This window comes from Klebsiella sp. SYXHC3, assembly GCF_057196925.1.
This window is the reverse complement of the sequence record NZ_JBXUNG010000014.1, coordinates 17,349-32,074: the sequence shown is the minus strand read 5'-3', so window position 1 is coordinate 32,074 and position 14,726 is coordinate 17,349. Positions and strand designations below refer to the sequence as shown.

General features: G+C 55.8%; 14 protein-coding genes. 3 read left to right on the top strand and 11 right to left on the bottom strand.

Annotation, left to right across the window (positions count from 1 at the left end; translation table 11 throughout):
* Position 1 precedes the first annotated feature (1 nt).
* The 11 genes from rffA to trxA all read right to left on the bottom strand — a co-directional run bounded on the left by rffA (position 2) and on the right by trxA (position 10,523).
* Positions 2–1,132 (bottom strand): dTDP-4-amino-4,6-dideoxygalactose transaminase, encoded by a 1,131-nt coding sequence (gene rffA / locus AC2CGP_RS22700; RefSeq protein WP_015368878.1) that lies wholly within the window; start codon positions 1,130–1,132, stop codon positions 2–4.
* 4 nt (positions 1,133–1,136) lie between these two features.
* A complete protein-coding gene (rffC, locus tag AC2CGP_RS22695) occupies positions 1,137–1,811 on the bottom strand; it encodes a dTDP-4-amino-4,6-dideoxy-D-galactose acyltransferase (protein WP_042894670.1) in 675 nt (224 codons plus the stop codon).
* Complete coding sequence (rfbA, locus tag AC2CGP_RS22690; RefSeq protein ID WP_015368880.1) at positions 1,789–2,670, bottom strand: glucose-1-phosphate thymidylyltransferase RfbA; 882 nt, start codon at positions 2,668–2,670, stop codon at positions 1,789–1,791. Before rfbA ends, rffC begins: the two co-directional genes overlap by 23 nt.
* Positions 2,671–2,688: 18 nt before the next feature.
* Complete coding sequence (gene rffG / locus AC2CGP_RS22685; RefSeq protein WP_015368881.1) at positions 2,689–3,756, bottom strand: dTDP-glucose 4,6-dehydratase; 1,068 nt, start codon at positions 3,754–3,756, stop codon at positions 2,689–2,691.
* Positions 3,753–5,015 carry a UDP-N-acetyl-D-mannosamine dehydrogenase gene (wecC, locus tag AC2CGP_RS22680; protein WP_015368882.1) on the bottom strand — a complete coding sequence of 421 codons (1,263 nt, stop codon included), beginning with the start codon at positions 5,013–5,015 and terminating at the stop codon, positions 3,753–3,755. Before wecC ends, rffG begins: the two co-directional genes overlap by 4 nt.
* A complete protein-coding gene (gene wecB, locus AC2CGP_RS22675) occupies positions 5,012–6,142 on the bottom strand; it encodes a non-hydrolyzing UDP-N-acetylglucosamine 2-epimerase (protein ID WP_015703970.1) in 1,131 nt (376 codons plus the stop codon). The genes wecC and wecB overlap by 4 nt, the downstream gene beginning before the upstream one ends.
* Before the next feature lie 55 nt (positions 6,143–6,197).
* Entirely contained in the window at positions 6,198–7,244 is a 1,047-nt protein-coding gene (gene wzzE, locus AC2CGP_RS22670; protein WP_032715380.1) for an ECA polysaccharide chain length modulation protein, read from the bottom strand.
* Positions 7,245–7,257: 13 nt separating this feature from the next.
* Entirely contained in the window at positions 7,258–8,361 is a 1,104-nt protein-coding gene (gene wecA, locus AC2CGP_RS22665; RefSeq protein ID WP_015368885.1) for a UDP-N-acetylglucosamine--undecaprenyl-phosphate N-acetylglucosaminephosphotransferase, read from the bottom strand.
* A 241-nt stretch (positions 8,362–8,602) separates the two neighbouring features.
* A complete protein-coding gene (gene rho, locus AC2CGP_RS22660; RefSeq protein WP_002883293.1) occupies positions 8,603–9,862 on the bottom strand; it encodes a transcription termination factor Rho in 1,260 nt (419 codons plus the stop codon).
* Between the two features lie 86 nt (positions 9,863–9,948).
* Complete coding sequence (locus AC2CGP_RS22655) at positions 9,949–10,050, bottom strand: rho operon leader peptide (RefSeq protein WP_049245627.1); 102 nt, start codon at positions 10,048–10,050, stop codon at positions 9,949–9,951.
* A 143-nt stretch (positions 10,051–10,193) separates the two neighbouring features.
* The gene (trxA, locus tag AC2CGP_RS22650; RefSeq protein ID WP_002883224.1) at positions 10,194–10,523 is read right to left on the bottom strand and encodes a thioredoxin TrxA; all 330 of its coding nucleotides are present in this window, start codon (positions 10,521–10,523) and stop codon (positions 10,194–10,196) included.
* Between the two features lie 343 nt (positions 10,524–10,866).
* Here trxA and rhlB point away from each other — a divergent pair, with 343 nt between their 5' ends.
* The 3 genes from rhlB to AC2CGP_RS22635 all read left to right on the top strand — a co-directional run bounded on the left by rhlB (position 10,867) and on the right by AC2CGP_RS22635 (position 14,664).
* Positions 10,867–12,132 (top strand): ATP-dependent RNA helicase RhlB, encoded by a 1,266-nt coding sequence (gene rhlB, locus AC2CGP_RS22645; RefSeq protein WP_015368886.1) that lies wholly within the window; start codon positions 10,867–10,869, stop codon positions 12,130–12,132.
* 89 nt (positions 12,133–12,221) lie between these two features.
* Positions 12,222–13,727, top strand: coding sequence for a guanosine-5'-triphosphate,3'-diphosphate diphosphatase (gene gppA, locus AC2CGP_RS22640; RefSeq protein ID WP_162182314.1), 1,506 nt, complete (start codon positions 12,222–12,224; stop codon positions 13,725–13,727).
* A 19-nt stretch (positions 13,728–13,746) separates the two neighbouring features.
* On the top strand, positions 13,747–14,664 hold the full coding sequence (locus AC2CGP_RS22635) for a LysR family transcriptional regulator (RefSeq protein ID WP_063410736.1): 918 nt from the start codon (positions 13,747–13,749) through the stop codon (positions 14,662–14,664).
* The last annotated feature ends 62 nt before the right edge of the window (positions 14,665–14,726 follow it).

Here is a 14,726-nt window from a genome sequence, read left to right as displayed (position 1 = left end):
ATCAGGAGAAGTAGCTCAGCAGTGAATTAATCACCGTCCGTTGGTTTACCGCAGACAGGTTGTAGAACAGCGGCAAACGCAGCAGGCGTTCACTCTCCTGGGTGGTATAACGATCTTCGCCGCAGAACTCGCCGAACTGTTCGCCAGCCGGGCAGCTATGGAGCGGAATATAGTGGAACACCGCCAGAATTTCTGCCTCTTTCAGCCAGTTAATCAGCGCCGCGCGGTCATCGTTATCCCGCAGCTTAATGTAAAACATATGCGCGTTTTGCCCGCAATCCGCCGGCACCGCCGGCAGATCGATACGACCCGCGCGCGCCAGCGGCAGCAGCGCGTCATAATAAGTTTGCCACAGCGTCAGGCGCTGCTGGTTAATCCGCTCCGCGGCTTCCAGCTGCGCCCAAAGATAGGCGGCCTGCAGATCGGACATCAAATAGCTGGAACCGATATCGCGCCAGGTGTACTTATCCACCAGACCGCGGAAGAACTGGCTACGGTTAGTGCCCTTTTCGCGAATGATTTCCGCGCGTTCCACCAGTTTACGATCGTTGATAAGCGTTGCGCCGCCTTCACCACCGGCGGTGTAGTTTTTCGTCTCATGGAAGCTAAAGCAGCCAATATGGCCGATGGTGCCCAGCGCGCGACCCTTATAGGTGGACATCACGCCCTGCGCGGCGTCTTCCACCACGTACAGATTATATTTGGCGGCGAGCGCCATGATGGTGTCCATTTCACAGGCCACGCCCGCATAATGCACCGGCACGATCGCCCGGGTTTTATCAGTGATTGCGGCTTCTATCAGCGATTCATCAATATTCATCGTATCGCGACGGATATCGACGAAGACGATTTTCGCCCCGCGCAGCACAAAGGCATTGGCGGTGGAAACAAAGGTATAGCTGGGCATGATGACTTCATCGCCAGGCTGAATATCCAGCAGCAGCGCCGCCATCTCCAGCGACGCGGTGCAGGATGGCGTCAGCAGCGCTTTGGCGGTGCCGAAGCGCTGTTCAAACCACTGCTGGCAGCGACGGGTAAAACCGCCGTCGCCGCAAAGCTTGCCGCTGTTCATCGCCGATTGCATGTAATCGAGCTCAGTCCCCACCACCGGCGGTGCGTTAAATGGAATCATCGTGTCACCTGTATAACCAGTACGCGGTGCTTTCCACATTCGCACCGCTGAGAATATAACGTTTAAGCGCGGCGGTGTTGCCCATCTGGGTCGCCACCCGCAGTGTAGAAAGCCCGCGTTGCGCCGCCCAGTGGCGCGCCGCCTGCATAAGCTCGGCGCCAGCGCCGCGCCCGGCCAGCAGGCCGATACGCGCGTCGGTGTCGTTGAGCTGACGCAAAGAAACAAATGCGCGGATGTCGCCATCGGACGCGCGAAATAGCAGACACTGGTGGTCAAAGGTCCCCAGCACCGCGTTTTCAATCCATTGCGCGTAGAATCGGCCGCTGGCATCAGCGGCGTACCAGGGAGCGCGAAAACGGCTCATAGCAAAGGCCTGCGCCGCCAGTTCGCGCAGTCGCGCAATATCGCCTTCAACGGCCCATTCGGCGCCGGCATCAGCCGGCTCGCCTACCGGCAACGCCAGATCGACCTCGCCTTCCACCAGTTGAAAACCGATCTCCTGTAGCGCATCCAGCCGGGCGGTGTCGCTGGCAGCGACTTTCGCCTGCACTCGCGACCATCCCGCCAGGGTTTCAGCGGTGAGCTGCGGCGCGCGTTCGTCAAAGCGAACGATGCCGCTATTAACGGCGAAGAAGCGGTTTTCCCACTCCAGCGCTTCAATACTGGCGCGGGCGGGCACGGAGGAGATCCAGCAAGTATTGGCCATAGCCGGTTTTTTCCAGCCGCTTCGCGGCGCGTTTGACGCCGTCATCGTCAAGCCAGCCGTTACGCCAGGCAATTTCTTCCAGACAGGCGATTTTAAAGCCCTGCCGCTTTTCTACCGTCTGCACAAACATGCTGGCTTCAATCAGACTATCGTGCGTGCCGGTATCCAGCCACGCAAAGCCGCGCCCAAGCAGCTCGACGGTTAACGCGCCATCCTCAAGATACATCTGGTTGATGGAGGTAATTTCCAGCTCGCCGCGCTCGGACGGTTTGACCCGTTTGGCATACTCGGCCACTTTTCCATCGTAGAAATAAAGCCCGGTGACCGCCCAGTTCGACTTCGGTTGTTTCGGCTTTTCCTCCAGCGACAAGGCGCGGAAGTTGTCATCAAACTCCACCACGCCGAAGCGCTCAGGATCCATCACCTGATAGCCAAATACCGTCGCCCCTTCGGTGCGGGTTGCGACGCTACGCAGCTTAGGGCTAAAGCTCTGGCCAAAGAAGATATTATCGCCCAACACCAGGCACGCCGGTTCGCCGTTGAGAAACGCTTCCCCGATGATAAACGCCTGGGCTAAACCATCCGGCGTCGGCTGAACGGCATAGTGCAATTGGATACCAAACTCGGAACCATCGCCGAGCAGGCGTTGGAAATCGCGCTGATCTTCCGGCGTGGTGATGATAAGGATTTCACGGATCCCAGCCAGCATTAACACCGACAGCGGGTAGTAAATCATCGGCTTGTCGTAAATTGGCAGCAGCTGTTTCGACACGCCGCGCGTGATGGGATGCAGGCGCGTACCGGAACCGCCTGCCAGAATAATACCTTTCATCATGCCCCCCTGGGCCAGTTAGCCGTGCAGCCCAAGACGCTCGCCCTGATAGCTACCGTCCTGAACCTGTCGCCACCATGCCTCATTTGCCAGATACCACTGGACAGTTTTGCGCATACCGGAAGTAAAGGTCTCATCCGGCGTCCAGCCCAGCTCGCGTGCAATCTTCGCCGCGTCAATCGCATAACGCAGATCGTGGCCTGGCCGGTCAGCGACGAAGGTAATCAGATCGCGGTAACGCGCCACGCCCTGCGGCTTATGCGGCGCCAGCTCTTCGAGCAGTTCGCAAATGGTTTCCACCACCTCGATGTTTTTACGCTCGTTATGACCGCCGATATTGTAAGTTTCGCCCGGCTCGCCGCGGGTCGCTACCAGATACAGCGCTCTGGCGTGATCCTCGACGTACAGCCAGTCGCGAATTTGTTGGCCATTACCGTAAACCGGTAGCGGTTTTCCCGCCAGCGCGTTGAGAATAATCAACGGGATCAGCTTCTCCGGGAAGTGATACGGGCCGTAGTTATTCGAGCAATTAGTGATAAGCGTCGGCAGGCCGTAGGTACGCTGCCAGGCGCGCACCAGATGGTCGCTGCTGGCTTTCGAGGCCGAATAAGGGCTGCTTGGCGCATAAGGCGTGGTCTCGGTAAAGAAATCATCGCTGCCATGCAAATCGCCATACACTTCGTCCGTCGAGATATGATGAAAGCGAAACGCCGATTTTTGCTCCGCCGCCAGCGTATTCCACCAGCTGCGCGCGGCTTCCAGCAGCGTATAGGTACCGACGATATTAGTCTCAATGAACGCCGCCGGGCCATCAATAGAACGATCGACATGGCTTTCCGCCGCCAGATGCATCACCGTATCGGGTTGATGCTGTTGGAAGATGCGATCCAGCTCGGCTCGGTTACAGATATCCACCTGTTCAAAGGCAAAACGCGCATCCTGCGCCACCGGCGCCAGCGACATCAAATTGCCGGCATAGGTCAGCTTATCCACGACCACGACGCGATCGGCGGTGTGCTGGATGATTTCACGCACTACCGCGGAGCCAATAAAGCCCGCACCGCCGGTGACCAGAATCGTTCTCACCGCCACACTCCTTTGGTGTCGATGATATAGGCCTGAGTAACGCTATCGCCGCTAACGGCTTTAAACTCGTTGTGATCGACCAGCATCACCAGCACATCGGCGCTCGCCAGCGCATTATCAAGGGTCGCCAGCGTACACAGGCCATCAAGCTTCTTCGGCAGCGTGTGAATGTTGGGCTCAACCACCTGCGTCACGCCGCTGTGCCAGCGGGCGATCTGCGCGGCAATTTCCATCGCCGGGCTTTCACGTAGATCATCAATGTTAGGCTTAAAGGCCAGGCCGAAGCAGGCAATAGTCAGTTCACTGGCGCGTTTATTGCTGGCATTCAGGCACTCGGCAACCTGTGCTTTCACCCGTTCGATAACCCATTCCGGCTTGTGGTCGTTAACCTCGCGCGCGGTGCGAATCAGACGCGCCTGCTGCGGGTTTTGCGCCACGATAAACCACGGGTCGACGGCGATACAGTGGCCACCGACGCCCGGACCCGGCTGCAGAATATTGACGCGCGGATGGCGGTTCGCCAGGCGGATCAGTTCCCAGACGTTGATCCCCTGGTCGGCGCAAATCAGCGATAGTTCGTTAGCAAAGGCGATGTTGACGTCGCGGAAGCTGTTTTCCGTCAGCTTGCACATTTCCGCAGTGCGCGAGTTAGTCACTACGCATTCGCCTTCAAGGAAAATTTTATACAGCTCACTGGCACGCGCCGAGCAGACCGGCGACATGCCGCCAATAACGCGGTCATTTTTGATGAGCTCGACCATCACCTGCCCCGGCAGTACGCGCTCCGGACAGTAGGCGACATTAACGTCAGCCGCCTCGCCCACCTGCTGTGGGAAGCTGAGATCGGGGCGCATCGCCGCCAGCCACTCGGCCATCTGTTCAGTCGAACCGACCGGCGAGGTGGATTCCAGGATCACTAACGCCCCTTTCTTCAGGGTCGGGGCAATAGATTTAGCGGCGGATTCAACAAAGGCCATATCTGGTTCATGCCCGCCTTTAAACGGCGTCGGGACGGCAATCAGGTAGGCGTCAGACTCCACCGGCACGGTGGTGGCGCTTAAATATCCCTGTTCAACCGCCGTTTTTACGACGCTCGCTAAATCCGGCTCGACGATATGAATCTCACCACGGTTAATGGTCTCAACGGCGTGTTGATTGATGTCCACGCCAACCACCCGCCGTTGCCGGGAAGCAAATGCGGCAGCGGTTGGCAGACCAATATACCCAAGGCCAATCACTGAAATGGTAGAAAAACTCATAGCGTTACCTGATTATTTTTAAGAGCGGATAAAATACGATCGCATGCCTGACCATCGCCGTAAGGGTTATGGGCCCGACTCATTGCCTGCCAGGCGGCATCATCCTGCAGCAGACGGGTGACTTCATCGACGATACGCTGCCTGTCGGTGCCGACCAGACGTACGGTGCCAGCGGCGACCGCCTCCGGGCGCTCCGTCATTTCGCGCATCACCAGTACCGGTTTCCCAAGCGACGGCGCTTCTTCCTGAATCCCGCCGGAATCGGTCAGAATCAGCCACGCGCGATTCATCAGCCAGACGAATGGCAGGTAATCCTGCGGATCAATTAATTTCACGTTAGCGACATGGCCGAGAATACGGTTAACCGGCTCGCTGACGTTCGGGTTCAGGTGAACCGGATAAACAATCTGTACATCAGGGTGATGGCTGGCGATATCCGCCAGCGCATGGCAAATGTGCTCGAAGCCGAGACCAAAGCTCTCGCGACGGTGGCCGGTCACCAGAATTAATTTCTTATCCTCTTCGAGGAACGGATAGCGCTGCATCAGTTCATTGCGCAGCGCCTCGTCGCCAAGGACACGATCGCGAACCCAGAACAACGCATCGATCACCGTATTGCCGGTGACGGTAATGCGCTCTTCGTTAATATTTTCCCGCAGCAGGTTATCGCGCGAGGTGGCGGTCGGGGCGAAATGGTACATCGCCAGACGCCCGGTCAGCGTGCGGTTACCCTCTTCCGGCCACGGCGAGTTCAGGTCGCCGGTACGCAGGCCCGCTTCCACGTGGCCCACCGGGATGCGCTGATAAAACGCCGCCAGGCTGGCCGCCATCGTCGTCGTGGTATCGCCATGTACCAGCACCACGTCCGGCTTAAACGACTCCAGTACCGGCTTTAAACCTTGTAGAATGCGGCAGGTGATCTCGGTTAATCCCTGACCCGGCTGCATAATGTTCAGATCGTAGTCCGGCGTAATCGAAAACAGTTTCAACACCTGATCGAGCATCTCCCGATGCTGCGCGGTTACGCAAACCTTTGCCTCAAAATGAGGATCCTTTGCCAGCGCATGGACCAGCGGCGCCATCTTGATGGCTTCTGGTCTCGTGCCAAATACAGTTAGTACTTTCACATCGATTCTCTTCGATTAGGTGATGATGGCGCGGAGCCTTCATCACAGGCCCCATTCACTGGACACGACGACGTGCTAACGCCACGCCTGCGCCGATGAGCGCGCCCACAATCCCCCACATGATCATCAGAAATACACGCCGCGGGCTATCGCGTTTTACAGGTTCTTCCGGCGTACGCAAATATCTGTAAGTCTGAAAACGTGGATCCAGCGTCGGGCCAACGTTTAGCGTGTTCAGCATGGCGCGGTTCTGGTCATAGTCGAGATCGTATTCCGGCCCTACGGCCTGCAGATTTTCGAGGCGCGCCTGCAGCATCGGCCGGCCAAGTAAGAAGAGTTCGGAGGCCGGCAGCTGTTCCGCCGGAACATCGGTCTCGCTGCGGGAAATGTTATGTTGCTGGGCGATTTTCAACGCCTGCTCGACGCTCTGCACGCGGCGGTTGTAGATCTCGCTTGCCACCTCTTCCTGACGCTTCACCTGCGCTTTCATCTGTACCGTACGCGCCGCCCAGGCGCCCTTCAGCTCATCATTAAGATGACCAGCGGCGCGTTGGCTGGCGAAAGCGACATACTGACGCAGCAGATTATTGGCATCTGGCGCGGTCTCCGCCGTCAGCTTGATGCTGTCATTGACGCTTTTCAGCGGGTCGCCGGGGATAAACTGAATATCGTTAATCAGATCGTCAAGCATCGCGGCATCCGCGCGTGAGTTGCCTGACTGGCGCTGCTTGTAGTAATCGGTCTGCAGCCAGAAGTCACGGCGGGTATCCCATGACGCCTGTTGCATAATAAACTCTTTGTATGCCTCATCCATGGCGGAAGGTTGGTCTACCGAAGCCAGATCGGCTTTGATATCCAGGTTACGTAAGAACTGCTGTTGCGAATAGTATCCGCCCAGCATATTGACGGTCGGCCGGTCGGTAATTGCCGTCGCGCTCCACTCCTGGCGAGCAAAAAAGGAATAAATAAGAACGATCAGCGCGAACAGCACGGCGATGCCGACTATCCAGCCTTTTCCTGCCCATAAGGCGCGAAACAGCCCGCGAATATCCAGTTCGTTCTCAACGTTCACTGCTTGTGCTCCCGGTAATGGTTGAGTCATCACTTCCCCAGTTTTACTTTGTTAAATTTGGATTATTGCCGCTGTGTCGCCGAATTCTGCGTCTAATGCGCTTAACCAGACGCGCCACTTTCCATGCGCGCTTAATGCAGTAGCCATAAAGTAAAAAAGCAAACAAAAAGAGTATTAACATCACCCATTCAGGAACAATACGGGTGTATTCCGCCACTACGCCGACCAGCGCCAGTAAAGCGGCAGCCAGCGTAATCAGGACAAAGGCCTGCCGGGAAGTAAACCCGGCACGCATGATCAAATGATGAATATGCTGACGATCTGGCGAGAACGGGCTCATCCCCTTTCGCAGGCGGCGATACATAATCGCCACCATATCCATCAGTGGAATCGCAATAATCCACAGCGCCGTCACCGGGCTGATGGGATGCGTTTTGCCCTGCGTCGTCTCCAGCAGGATCCAGATAATGGTGAAGCCAATCATGGTACTGCCGGCATCACCCATAAACACTTTATAGCGACGTCCAAGCGCGCCAAGATTAAGTAAAATATAGGGCAGAATGGCGGCGATCATCGCAAAACACCACATCGCCAGGCTGTACTGGCCATCAAACCATAAGATGATGCCGGTTGCCGCGAAGGAGACGGACGAAAGCCCGCCGAGCAACCCGTCAATGCCATCCACCATATTGAAGGCGTTGATTGCCGCCCAAACGGCGAAAAGCGTGAGGAAAAAACCAAAGGGGCCGAGGACTAACTCCCACGAACCGAAAATATAGCCGAGGCTGCTGAGATGCAGATTACCCGCCGTCATCATGATAACGGCTATCGCGGCCTGAATAACCGCACGAATTTTTACGCTGATATCAAATCGGTCATCCAACGCGCCGACCAACACCAGCACCCCCGCGCAGGCCAGATACAGCGTGGCATGAGGGATATAATAATCGGCAATCGCAAAGGTAAAACAAATACCGGCATAAACTGAGATACCACCAACTAACGGAATCAAACCTTGATGCCGTTTCCGATAGTTTGGCTTATCCACTAACCCAATTTTTTTCGCTGCTTTACGGGCAACAAATATAAACAGGGTCGTGAATAAGAAAACACTGATTAATTCAGTAATAGCAGTGAGTAAATTCACAACACATGTGCTCTCAGCATAGTTAATCCGGGGAGTATAACGATGATGTCTCCACTCCTGAAGGGGAAAAGCAGAACATTACAAATTTATTGTATATATTTTAGACTGTTAAAGTCCTTTCTGCTTAACCCGCCGCGCATATCATACGTCAACGCTGGCGGTGCTTTTCCCGCCTGGATCATACAAAGCTACAAAACAAAACGCCACGCAATCGCGTGGCGTTTTTTCGGCGTATTCCGTCCTACGAACGCTTCATCATATCGAAGAAGTCGTCGTTAGTTTTGGTCATCGCCAGCTTGTTAATGAGGAACTCCATTGCGTCGATTTCACCCATTGGATGGATGATTTTGCGCAGGATCCACATTTTCTGCAGCTCTTCTTGGGTGGTCAGCAGCTCTTCTTTACGGGTACCGGAACGGTTGTAGTCGATAGCCGGGAAGACGCGTTTTTCCGCAATCTTACGGGAGAGGTGCAGTTCCATGTTACCGGTACCTTTAAACTCTTCGTAGATAACTTCATCCATTTTAGAGCCGGTATCGATAAGCGCGGTAGCGATGATGGTCAGGCTGCCGCCCTCTTCCACATTACGCGCCGCACCGAAGAAACGCTTCGGACGATGCAGGGCGTTGGCGTCCACACCACCGGTCAGCACTTTACCGGAAGCCGGAACCACGGTGTTGTAGGCACGAGCCAGACGGGTGATGGAGTCGAGCAGGATAATAACGTCTTTTTTGTGCTCAACCAGACGTTTCGCTTTCTCGATAACCATTTCGGCAACCTGCACGTGACGAGATGCCGGTTCGTCGAAGGTAGAAGCGACAACTTCACCTTTAACCAGACGCTGCATCTCGGTCACTTCTTCCGGACGTTCGTCGATAAGCAACACCATCAGCACGCAGTCAGGATGGTTGTACGCGATGCTCTGCGCGATGTTCTGCAGCAGCATGGTTTTACCGGCTTTCGGCGGCGCGACGATCAGACCACGCTGGCCGCGGCCAATCGGCGATGCCAGATCCAGTACGCGAGCGGTTAAGTCTTCGGTAGAACCATTACCACGCTCCATACGCAGGCGTGAATTCGCGTGCAGCGGCGTTAAGTTCTCGAACAGAATCTTGTTACGCGCGTTTTCCGGCTTGTCGTAGTTAACTTCGTTAACTTTCAGCAGCGCGAAGTAACGTTCACCCTCTTTAGGAGGACGAATCTTACCGGAAATGGTGTCACCAGTGCGGAGGTTGAAGCGGCGGATTTGGCTGGGGGATACGTAGATGTCGTCTGGACCGGCGAGGTAGGAGCTGTCTGCTGAGCGGAGGAATCCAAATCCATCCTGCAGTATCTCCAGTACGCCATCGCCAAAGATATCTTCGCCACTCTTTGAATGCTGCTTGAGGATGGCAAAAATAATATCCTGCTTACGCATACGAGCCAGGTTTTCCAGCCCCATATTTTCGCCGAGAGTAATCAGCTCAGAAACCGGCGTATTCTTTAATTCGGTAAGATTCATAGTGGTGTGGGTTCTTAAACTCGGGGTAAATCTCGAACTTAATGTTGTGAATGGTATGGCAGGAACATCCATGCCTGTTAGCGGCTTCATCTCGTGTCTGTACGTTGCCTGGTCACAGGAAAGAACGCAGAACTGAAACGACAAGACGGAATGAGTGATAAGCCCGGAATTATTAGCCTCACGCGCATAGTCTGCGGGACGCTTTGGGTAAAACAAGATTCAAACAATAGGTATGTTTAAAACGAAGTCTGGAATTAACTTAGCACGACTCAGGCCGGGCGTCCAGAGTTCCACAAAAAATAGGAATCCGGACGCCGGAATGGCAAACCGATTACGCCAGGTTGGCGTCGAGGAACTCTTTCAGTTGGCCTTTGGACAGCGCGCCGACTTTAGTCGCCGCGACTTCGCCGTTTTTGAACAGCAGCAGCGTCGGGATGCCGCGGATGCCGTACTTCGGCGCCGTGCCCGGGTTCTGATCGATGTTCAGTTTAGCCACGGTCAGTTTGCCTTGATACTCTTCAGCGATCTCATCCAGAATCGGGGCGATCATTTTGCACGGACCACACCACTCTGCCCAGAAATCGACGAGGGTCAGCCCGTCAGCCTTGAGTACGTCCGTGTCAAAACTGTCGTCAGTCAGGTGAATAATTTTATCGCTCATATATAACTCCACAGGAATAAGCCTGGTGTGTTGGTGTCGCAGTCATCAACGACGTGTTGATGCTACGTTATGCACGCTATTCTTCAGGATGCCTCTTTTATAAGCTACCTGCGGGAATGGATCCACCATGGACCACCACCGCCGATGCTTAAGCGCACTGTCTGCAAATCTACCTGCGGCAGATTTACCGCCCCCGTTGCGCTTAGTAGTCTAAGCTTTCCGGGATCCATTCAGTAGCCGGAGACGCACCTTGAATAATTTCGTATATCGCCAACGAAAGGTTGACGTTATTTCACCGGATACGCTTTCTTAATGCAATAGTTAGCTGATATTCTACCACACTATGAGCAAAACACATTTGACAGAACAGAAGTTTTCCGACTTCGCCCTGCACCCGGCAGTTGTCGAAGCCCTTGAAAAAAAAGGGTTTCATAATTGCACACCCATTCAGGCTCTCGCCCTTCCGCTCACGCTGGAAGGCCGCGATGTCGCCGGGCAGGCGCAAACCGGTACCGGTAAAACGATGGCGTTTCTGACGTCAACGTTTCATTATCTTCTCTCTCACCCGGCCATCGCAGACCGCCAGGTTAACCAACCGCGCGCGCTGATCATGGCGCCAACGCGCGAGCTGGCGGTACAGATTCACGCTGACGCCGAACCGCTGGCGCAGGCCACCGGTCTGAAGCTCGGTCTGGCTTACGGCGGCGACGGCTACGATAAGCAGCTGAAAGTACTGGAAAGCGGCGTTGATATTCTGATCGGCACCACCGGTCGTCTGATTGATTACGCCAAACAAAACCACATTAATCTCGGCGCCATTCAGGTTGTCGTGCTCGACGAAGCCGATCGCATGTACGATCTCGGCTTTATTAAAGATATCCGCTGGCTATTCCGCCGCATGCCGCCGGCCACTCAGCGCCTGAACATGCTGTTCTCCGCCACGCTGTCTTATCGCGTACGCGAACTGGCATTCGAACAGATGAACAACGCCGAGTACGTTGAAGTCGAACCGGAACAGAAAACCGGCCACCGCATTAAAGAAGAGTTGTTCTATCCTTCCAACGACGAAAAAATGCGCCTGCTGCAGACGCTGCTGGAAGAAGAGTGGCCCGACCGCGCTATTGTTTTCGCCAACACCAAGCATCGTTGTGAAGATATCTGGGGCCATCTGGCGGCAGATGGACATCGCGTCGGCCTGCTGACCGGCGACGTGGCGCAGAAAAAACGCCTGCGTATTCTCGAAGAGTTCACCCGCGGCGATCTCGATATTCTGGTTGCGACCGACGTAGCCGCTCGCGGCCTGCATATCCCAGCCGTCACCCATGTCTTTAACTATGACCTGCCGGATGACTGCGAAGACTATGTCCACCGTATCGGCCGTACCGGCCGCGCGGGCGCCAGCGGGCACTCCATCAGCCTGGCCTGCGAAGAATACGCGTTGAACCTGCCGGCAATCGAAACCTATATCGGCCACTCGATCCCGGTCAGCAAGTACAATCCGGACGCGCTGATGACCGATTTACCGAAGCCGCTGCGTTTAACGCGCACCCGCCCAGGTAATGGCCCGCGCCGTAATGGCCCGCCTCGTAATCGTCGTCGCTCAGGTTAATATCTATGCCATACACGAAATTTTTCAGGATGCGCCACGGAGATTATCCCGGGCAACGAAGCCCAGTCGACACAGGAGCTGCCTGAAAGATGAAGAGTATGAGTTCCACCTCGCTGTATGCCGCCATCGACCTTGGCTCCAATAGTTTTCATATGTTGGTGGTGCGCGAGGTGGCGGGCAGTATTCAGACCCTGAGCCGCATTAAGCGCAAGGTGCGTCTGGCTGCCGGCCTGAATAGCGACAATGCGCTCTCCGCAGAAGCGATGGAGCGCGGCTGGCAGTGCTTACGCCTGTTTGCCGAACGTCTGCAGGATATTCCTTCGGCGCAAATTCGCGTCGTCGCCACCGCCACCCTGCGACTGGCGGTCAACGCCGGCGAATTTCTGGCGAAAGCGCAGGAAATCCTCGGTTGCCCCGTCCAGGTGATTAGCGGTGAGGAAGAAGCCCGCCTGATCTACCAGGGCGTAGCCCATACCACCGGCGGCGCCGATCAGCGTCTGGTGGTGGATATCGGCGGCGCCAGCACTGAACTGGTGACCGGCACCGGCGCGCAAACGACCTCGCTGTTCAGCCTGTCGATGGGCTGCGTCACCTGGCTTGAACGCTACTTTGCCGACCGTAGCCTGACGAAAGAAAACTTCGATCTCGCTGAAGCGGCGGCGCGCGATGTGCTGCTTCCAATCGCTGATGTCCTGCGTTACCACGGCTGGAAAGTGTGCGTCGGCGCTTCAGGCACCGTGCAAGCGCTGCAGGAAATTATGATGGCGCAGGGAATGGATGAGCGCATCACCCTCAGCAAGCTACAGCAGCTTAAGCAGCGCGCCATCCAGTGCGGCCGACTCGAAGAGCTGGAAATCGAAGGGCTGACGCTCGAACGCGCACTGGTTTTTCCGAGCGGCCTTGCCATTCTGATTGCTATCTTTAGCGAACTGAATATTCAGTGCATGACGCTGGCTGGCGGCGCATTACGCGAAGGCCTGGTCTACGGCATGTTGCACCTTTCTGTCGATCAGGATATTCGTAGCCGCACGCTGCGTAATATTCAGCGTCGCTTTATGATCGATACTGAACAGGCGCAACGGGTGGCTAATCTGGCCACCCATCTGGTTGATCAACTGGACAGCGGCTGGGAGCTGGATCCGCTAAGCCGTGATTTGCTCGTCAGCGCCTGTGCGCTTCATGAAATTGGCCTGAGCGTCGATTTCAAACGCGCGCCGCAGCACGCCGCCTATCTGGTCAATAACCTCGACCTGCCCGGTTTTACCCCGGCGCAGAAGAAGCTCATCGCCACGCTGCTGCTCAACCAGACTAACGCCATCGATCTTTCTTCGCTCCATCAGCAAAACGCGGTACCGCCGCGCGTTGCTGAACATTTGTGTCGCCTGCTGCGACTGGCGATTCTGTTTGCCAGCCGCCGGCGCGACGATCTCCTGCCAGCCATTCAACTTGCCGCCGACGACGAAAAACTGACGCTGACGCTGCCGGATGACTGGCTGAAGGAACATCCGCTGGGCCGGGAAATGGTTGAGCAAGAGTGTCAGTGGCAAAGCTATGTTCATTGGGTGCTGTTGATCAACGACGACGCGGCGAGGTAATTTCCGGCCAGGAGGGCGCATGCGGGAAGAACTGGATTTCAAATCACTACGCTTTTTCTCCGCGCTCTACCGTTTGGGGAATGTCTCTCCGGCGGCGGAAGCGCTCGATATCAGTCAGCCAACCGGTAGCCTGCTGCTAAAAAAGCTACGCGAGCACTTTGACGACCCGCTGTTTGTGCGCGTTGGACAACGCATGGCGCCAACGCCGCGCGCGGACGCAATCGCCCCCACCATTTTTACTCTTTTGCAACTGGCCGATACCGATCTGGCGGCTAAGCCGGAATTTATCCCGCAGGAGAGCAACCGTAACTTCACCATCGGCATGACCGATATCAGCCAGATGACGCTTCTTCCTTTGCTGCAAAGCCAGCTCCAGCGGCTGGACGCCAGCGGCATCACCTTTACGGTGCTGAATATTGACGATCAGACGCTTAGCGCGCTGGAATCAGGGAAATGTGATTTGGCGATCGGCTATCTTACCCAACTGCCGGATAGCGTCTATCAGCAGCATCTGTTCGATCAGTCGTATGTTTGTCTGGCAGCGGACAATCACCCGCGCATTCGTCATCGGTTCAGCACCGAAGACTGGCGTCAGGAAAAGCACCTTGCGGTTCGCGTCAACGGCACCGCCCACGGCGACATTGATAAACTGCTGGCGGAACACAGTATGCCGCGGCGTATCGCATTGACGCTGCCCAGCTTTTTAGGCGCGGGCGAGCTGGTTGCCGGCAGCGAGATGATCGCGGTGGTGCCGGAGCAGCTGGCGCGCCACATCACCAGGCGTTACCCCTGCAGCAGCTGGCCGCTACCTTTCTCACTGGCTAACATCGCGATTCGCCAGGTCTGGCACCAGCGTCTGCACCGCGATCCTGGGCATATCTGGCTGCGCAAGCAGATTGTAGATCTTGCCGCCTCAGGCGGTTCTATTAGCATTTAAATCATAAAATAATCGGCTGTATTAGGATTCCTGATACGCCATATTCTATCTGGTTTATTGCT

Bases quoted from the DNA above. Each gene is read 5' to 3' on its own strand.
- rffA (WP_015368878.1), bottom strand. From the start codon at position 1,132: ATGATTCCATTTAACGCACCGCCGGTGGTGGGGACTGAGCTCGATTAC.
- rfbA (WP_015368880.1), bottom strand. From the start codon at position 2,670: ATGAAAGGTATTATTCTGGCAGGCGGTTCCGGTACGCGCCTGCATCCC.
- wecC (WP_015368882.1), bottom strand. From the start codon at position 5,015: ATGAGTTTTTCTACCATTTCAGTGATTGGCCTTGGGTATATTGGTCTG.
- wzzE (WP_032715380.1), bottom strand. From the start codon at position 7,244: ATGACTCAACCATTACCGGGAGCACAAGCAGTGAACGTTGAGAACGAA.
- rho (WP_002883293.1), bottom strand. From the start codon at position 9,862: ATGAATCTTACCGAATTAAAGAATACGCCGGTTTCTGAGCTGATTACT.
- AC2CGP_RS22655 (WP_049245627.1), bottom strand. From the start codon at position 10,050: ATGCGCGTGAGGCTAATAATTCCGGGCTTATCACTCATTCCGTCTTGT.
- trxA (WP_002883224.1), bottom strand. From the start codon at position 10,523: ATGAGCGATAAAATTATTCACCTGACTGACGACAGTTTTGACACGGAC.
- rhlB (WP_015368886.1), top strand. From the start codon at position 10,867: ATGAGCAAAACACATTTGACAGAACAGAAGTTTTCCGACTTCGCCCTG.
- gppA (WP_162182314.1), top strand. From the start codon at position 12,222: ATGAAGAGTATGAGTTCCACCTCGCTGTATGCCGCCATCGACCTTGGC.
- AC2CGP_RS22635 (WP_063410736.1), top strand. From the start codon at position 13,747: ATGCGGGAAGAACTGGATTTCAAATCACTACGCTTTTTCTCCGCGCTC.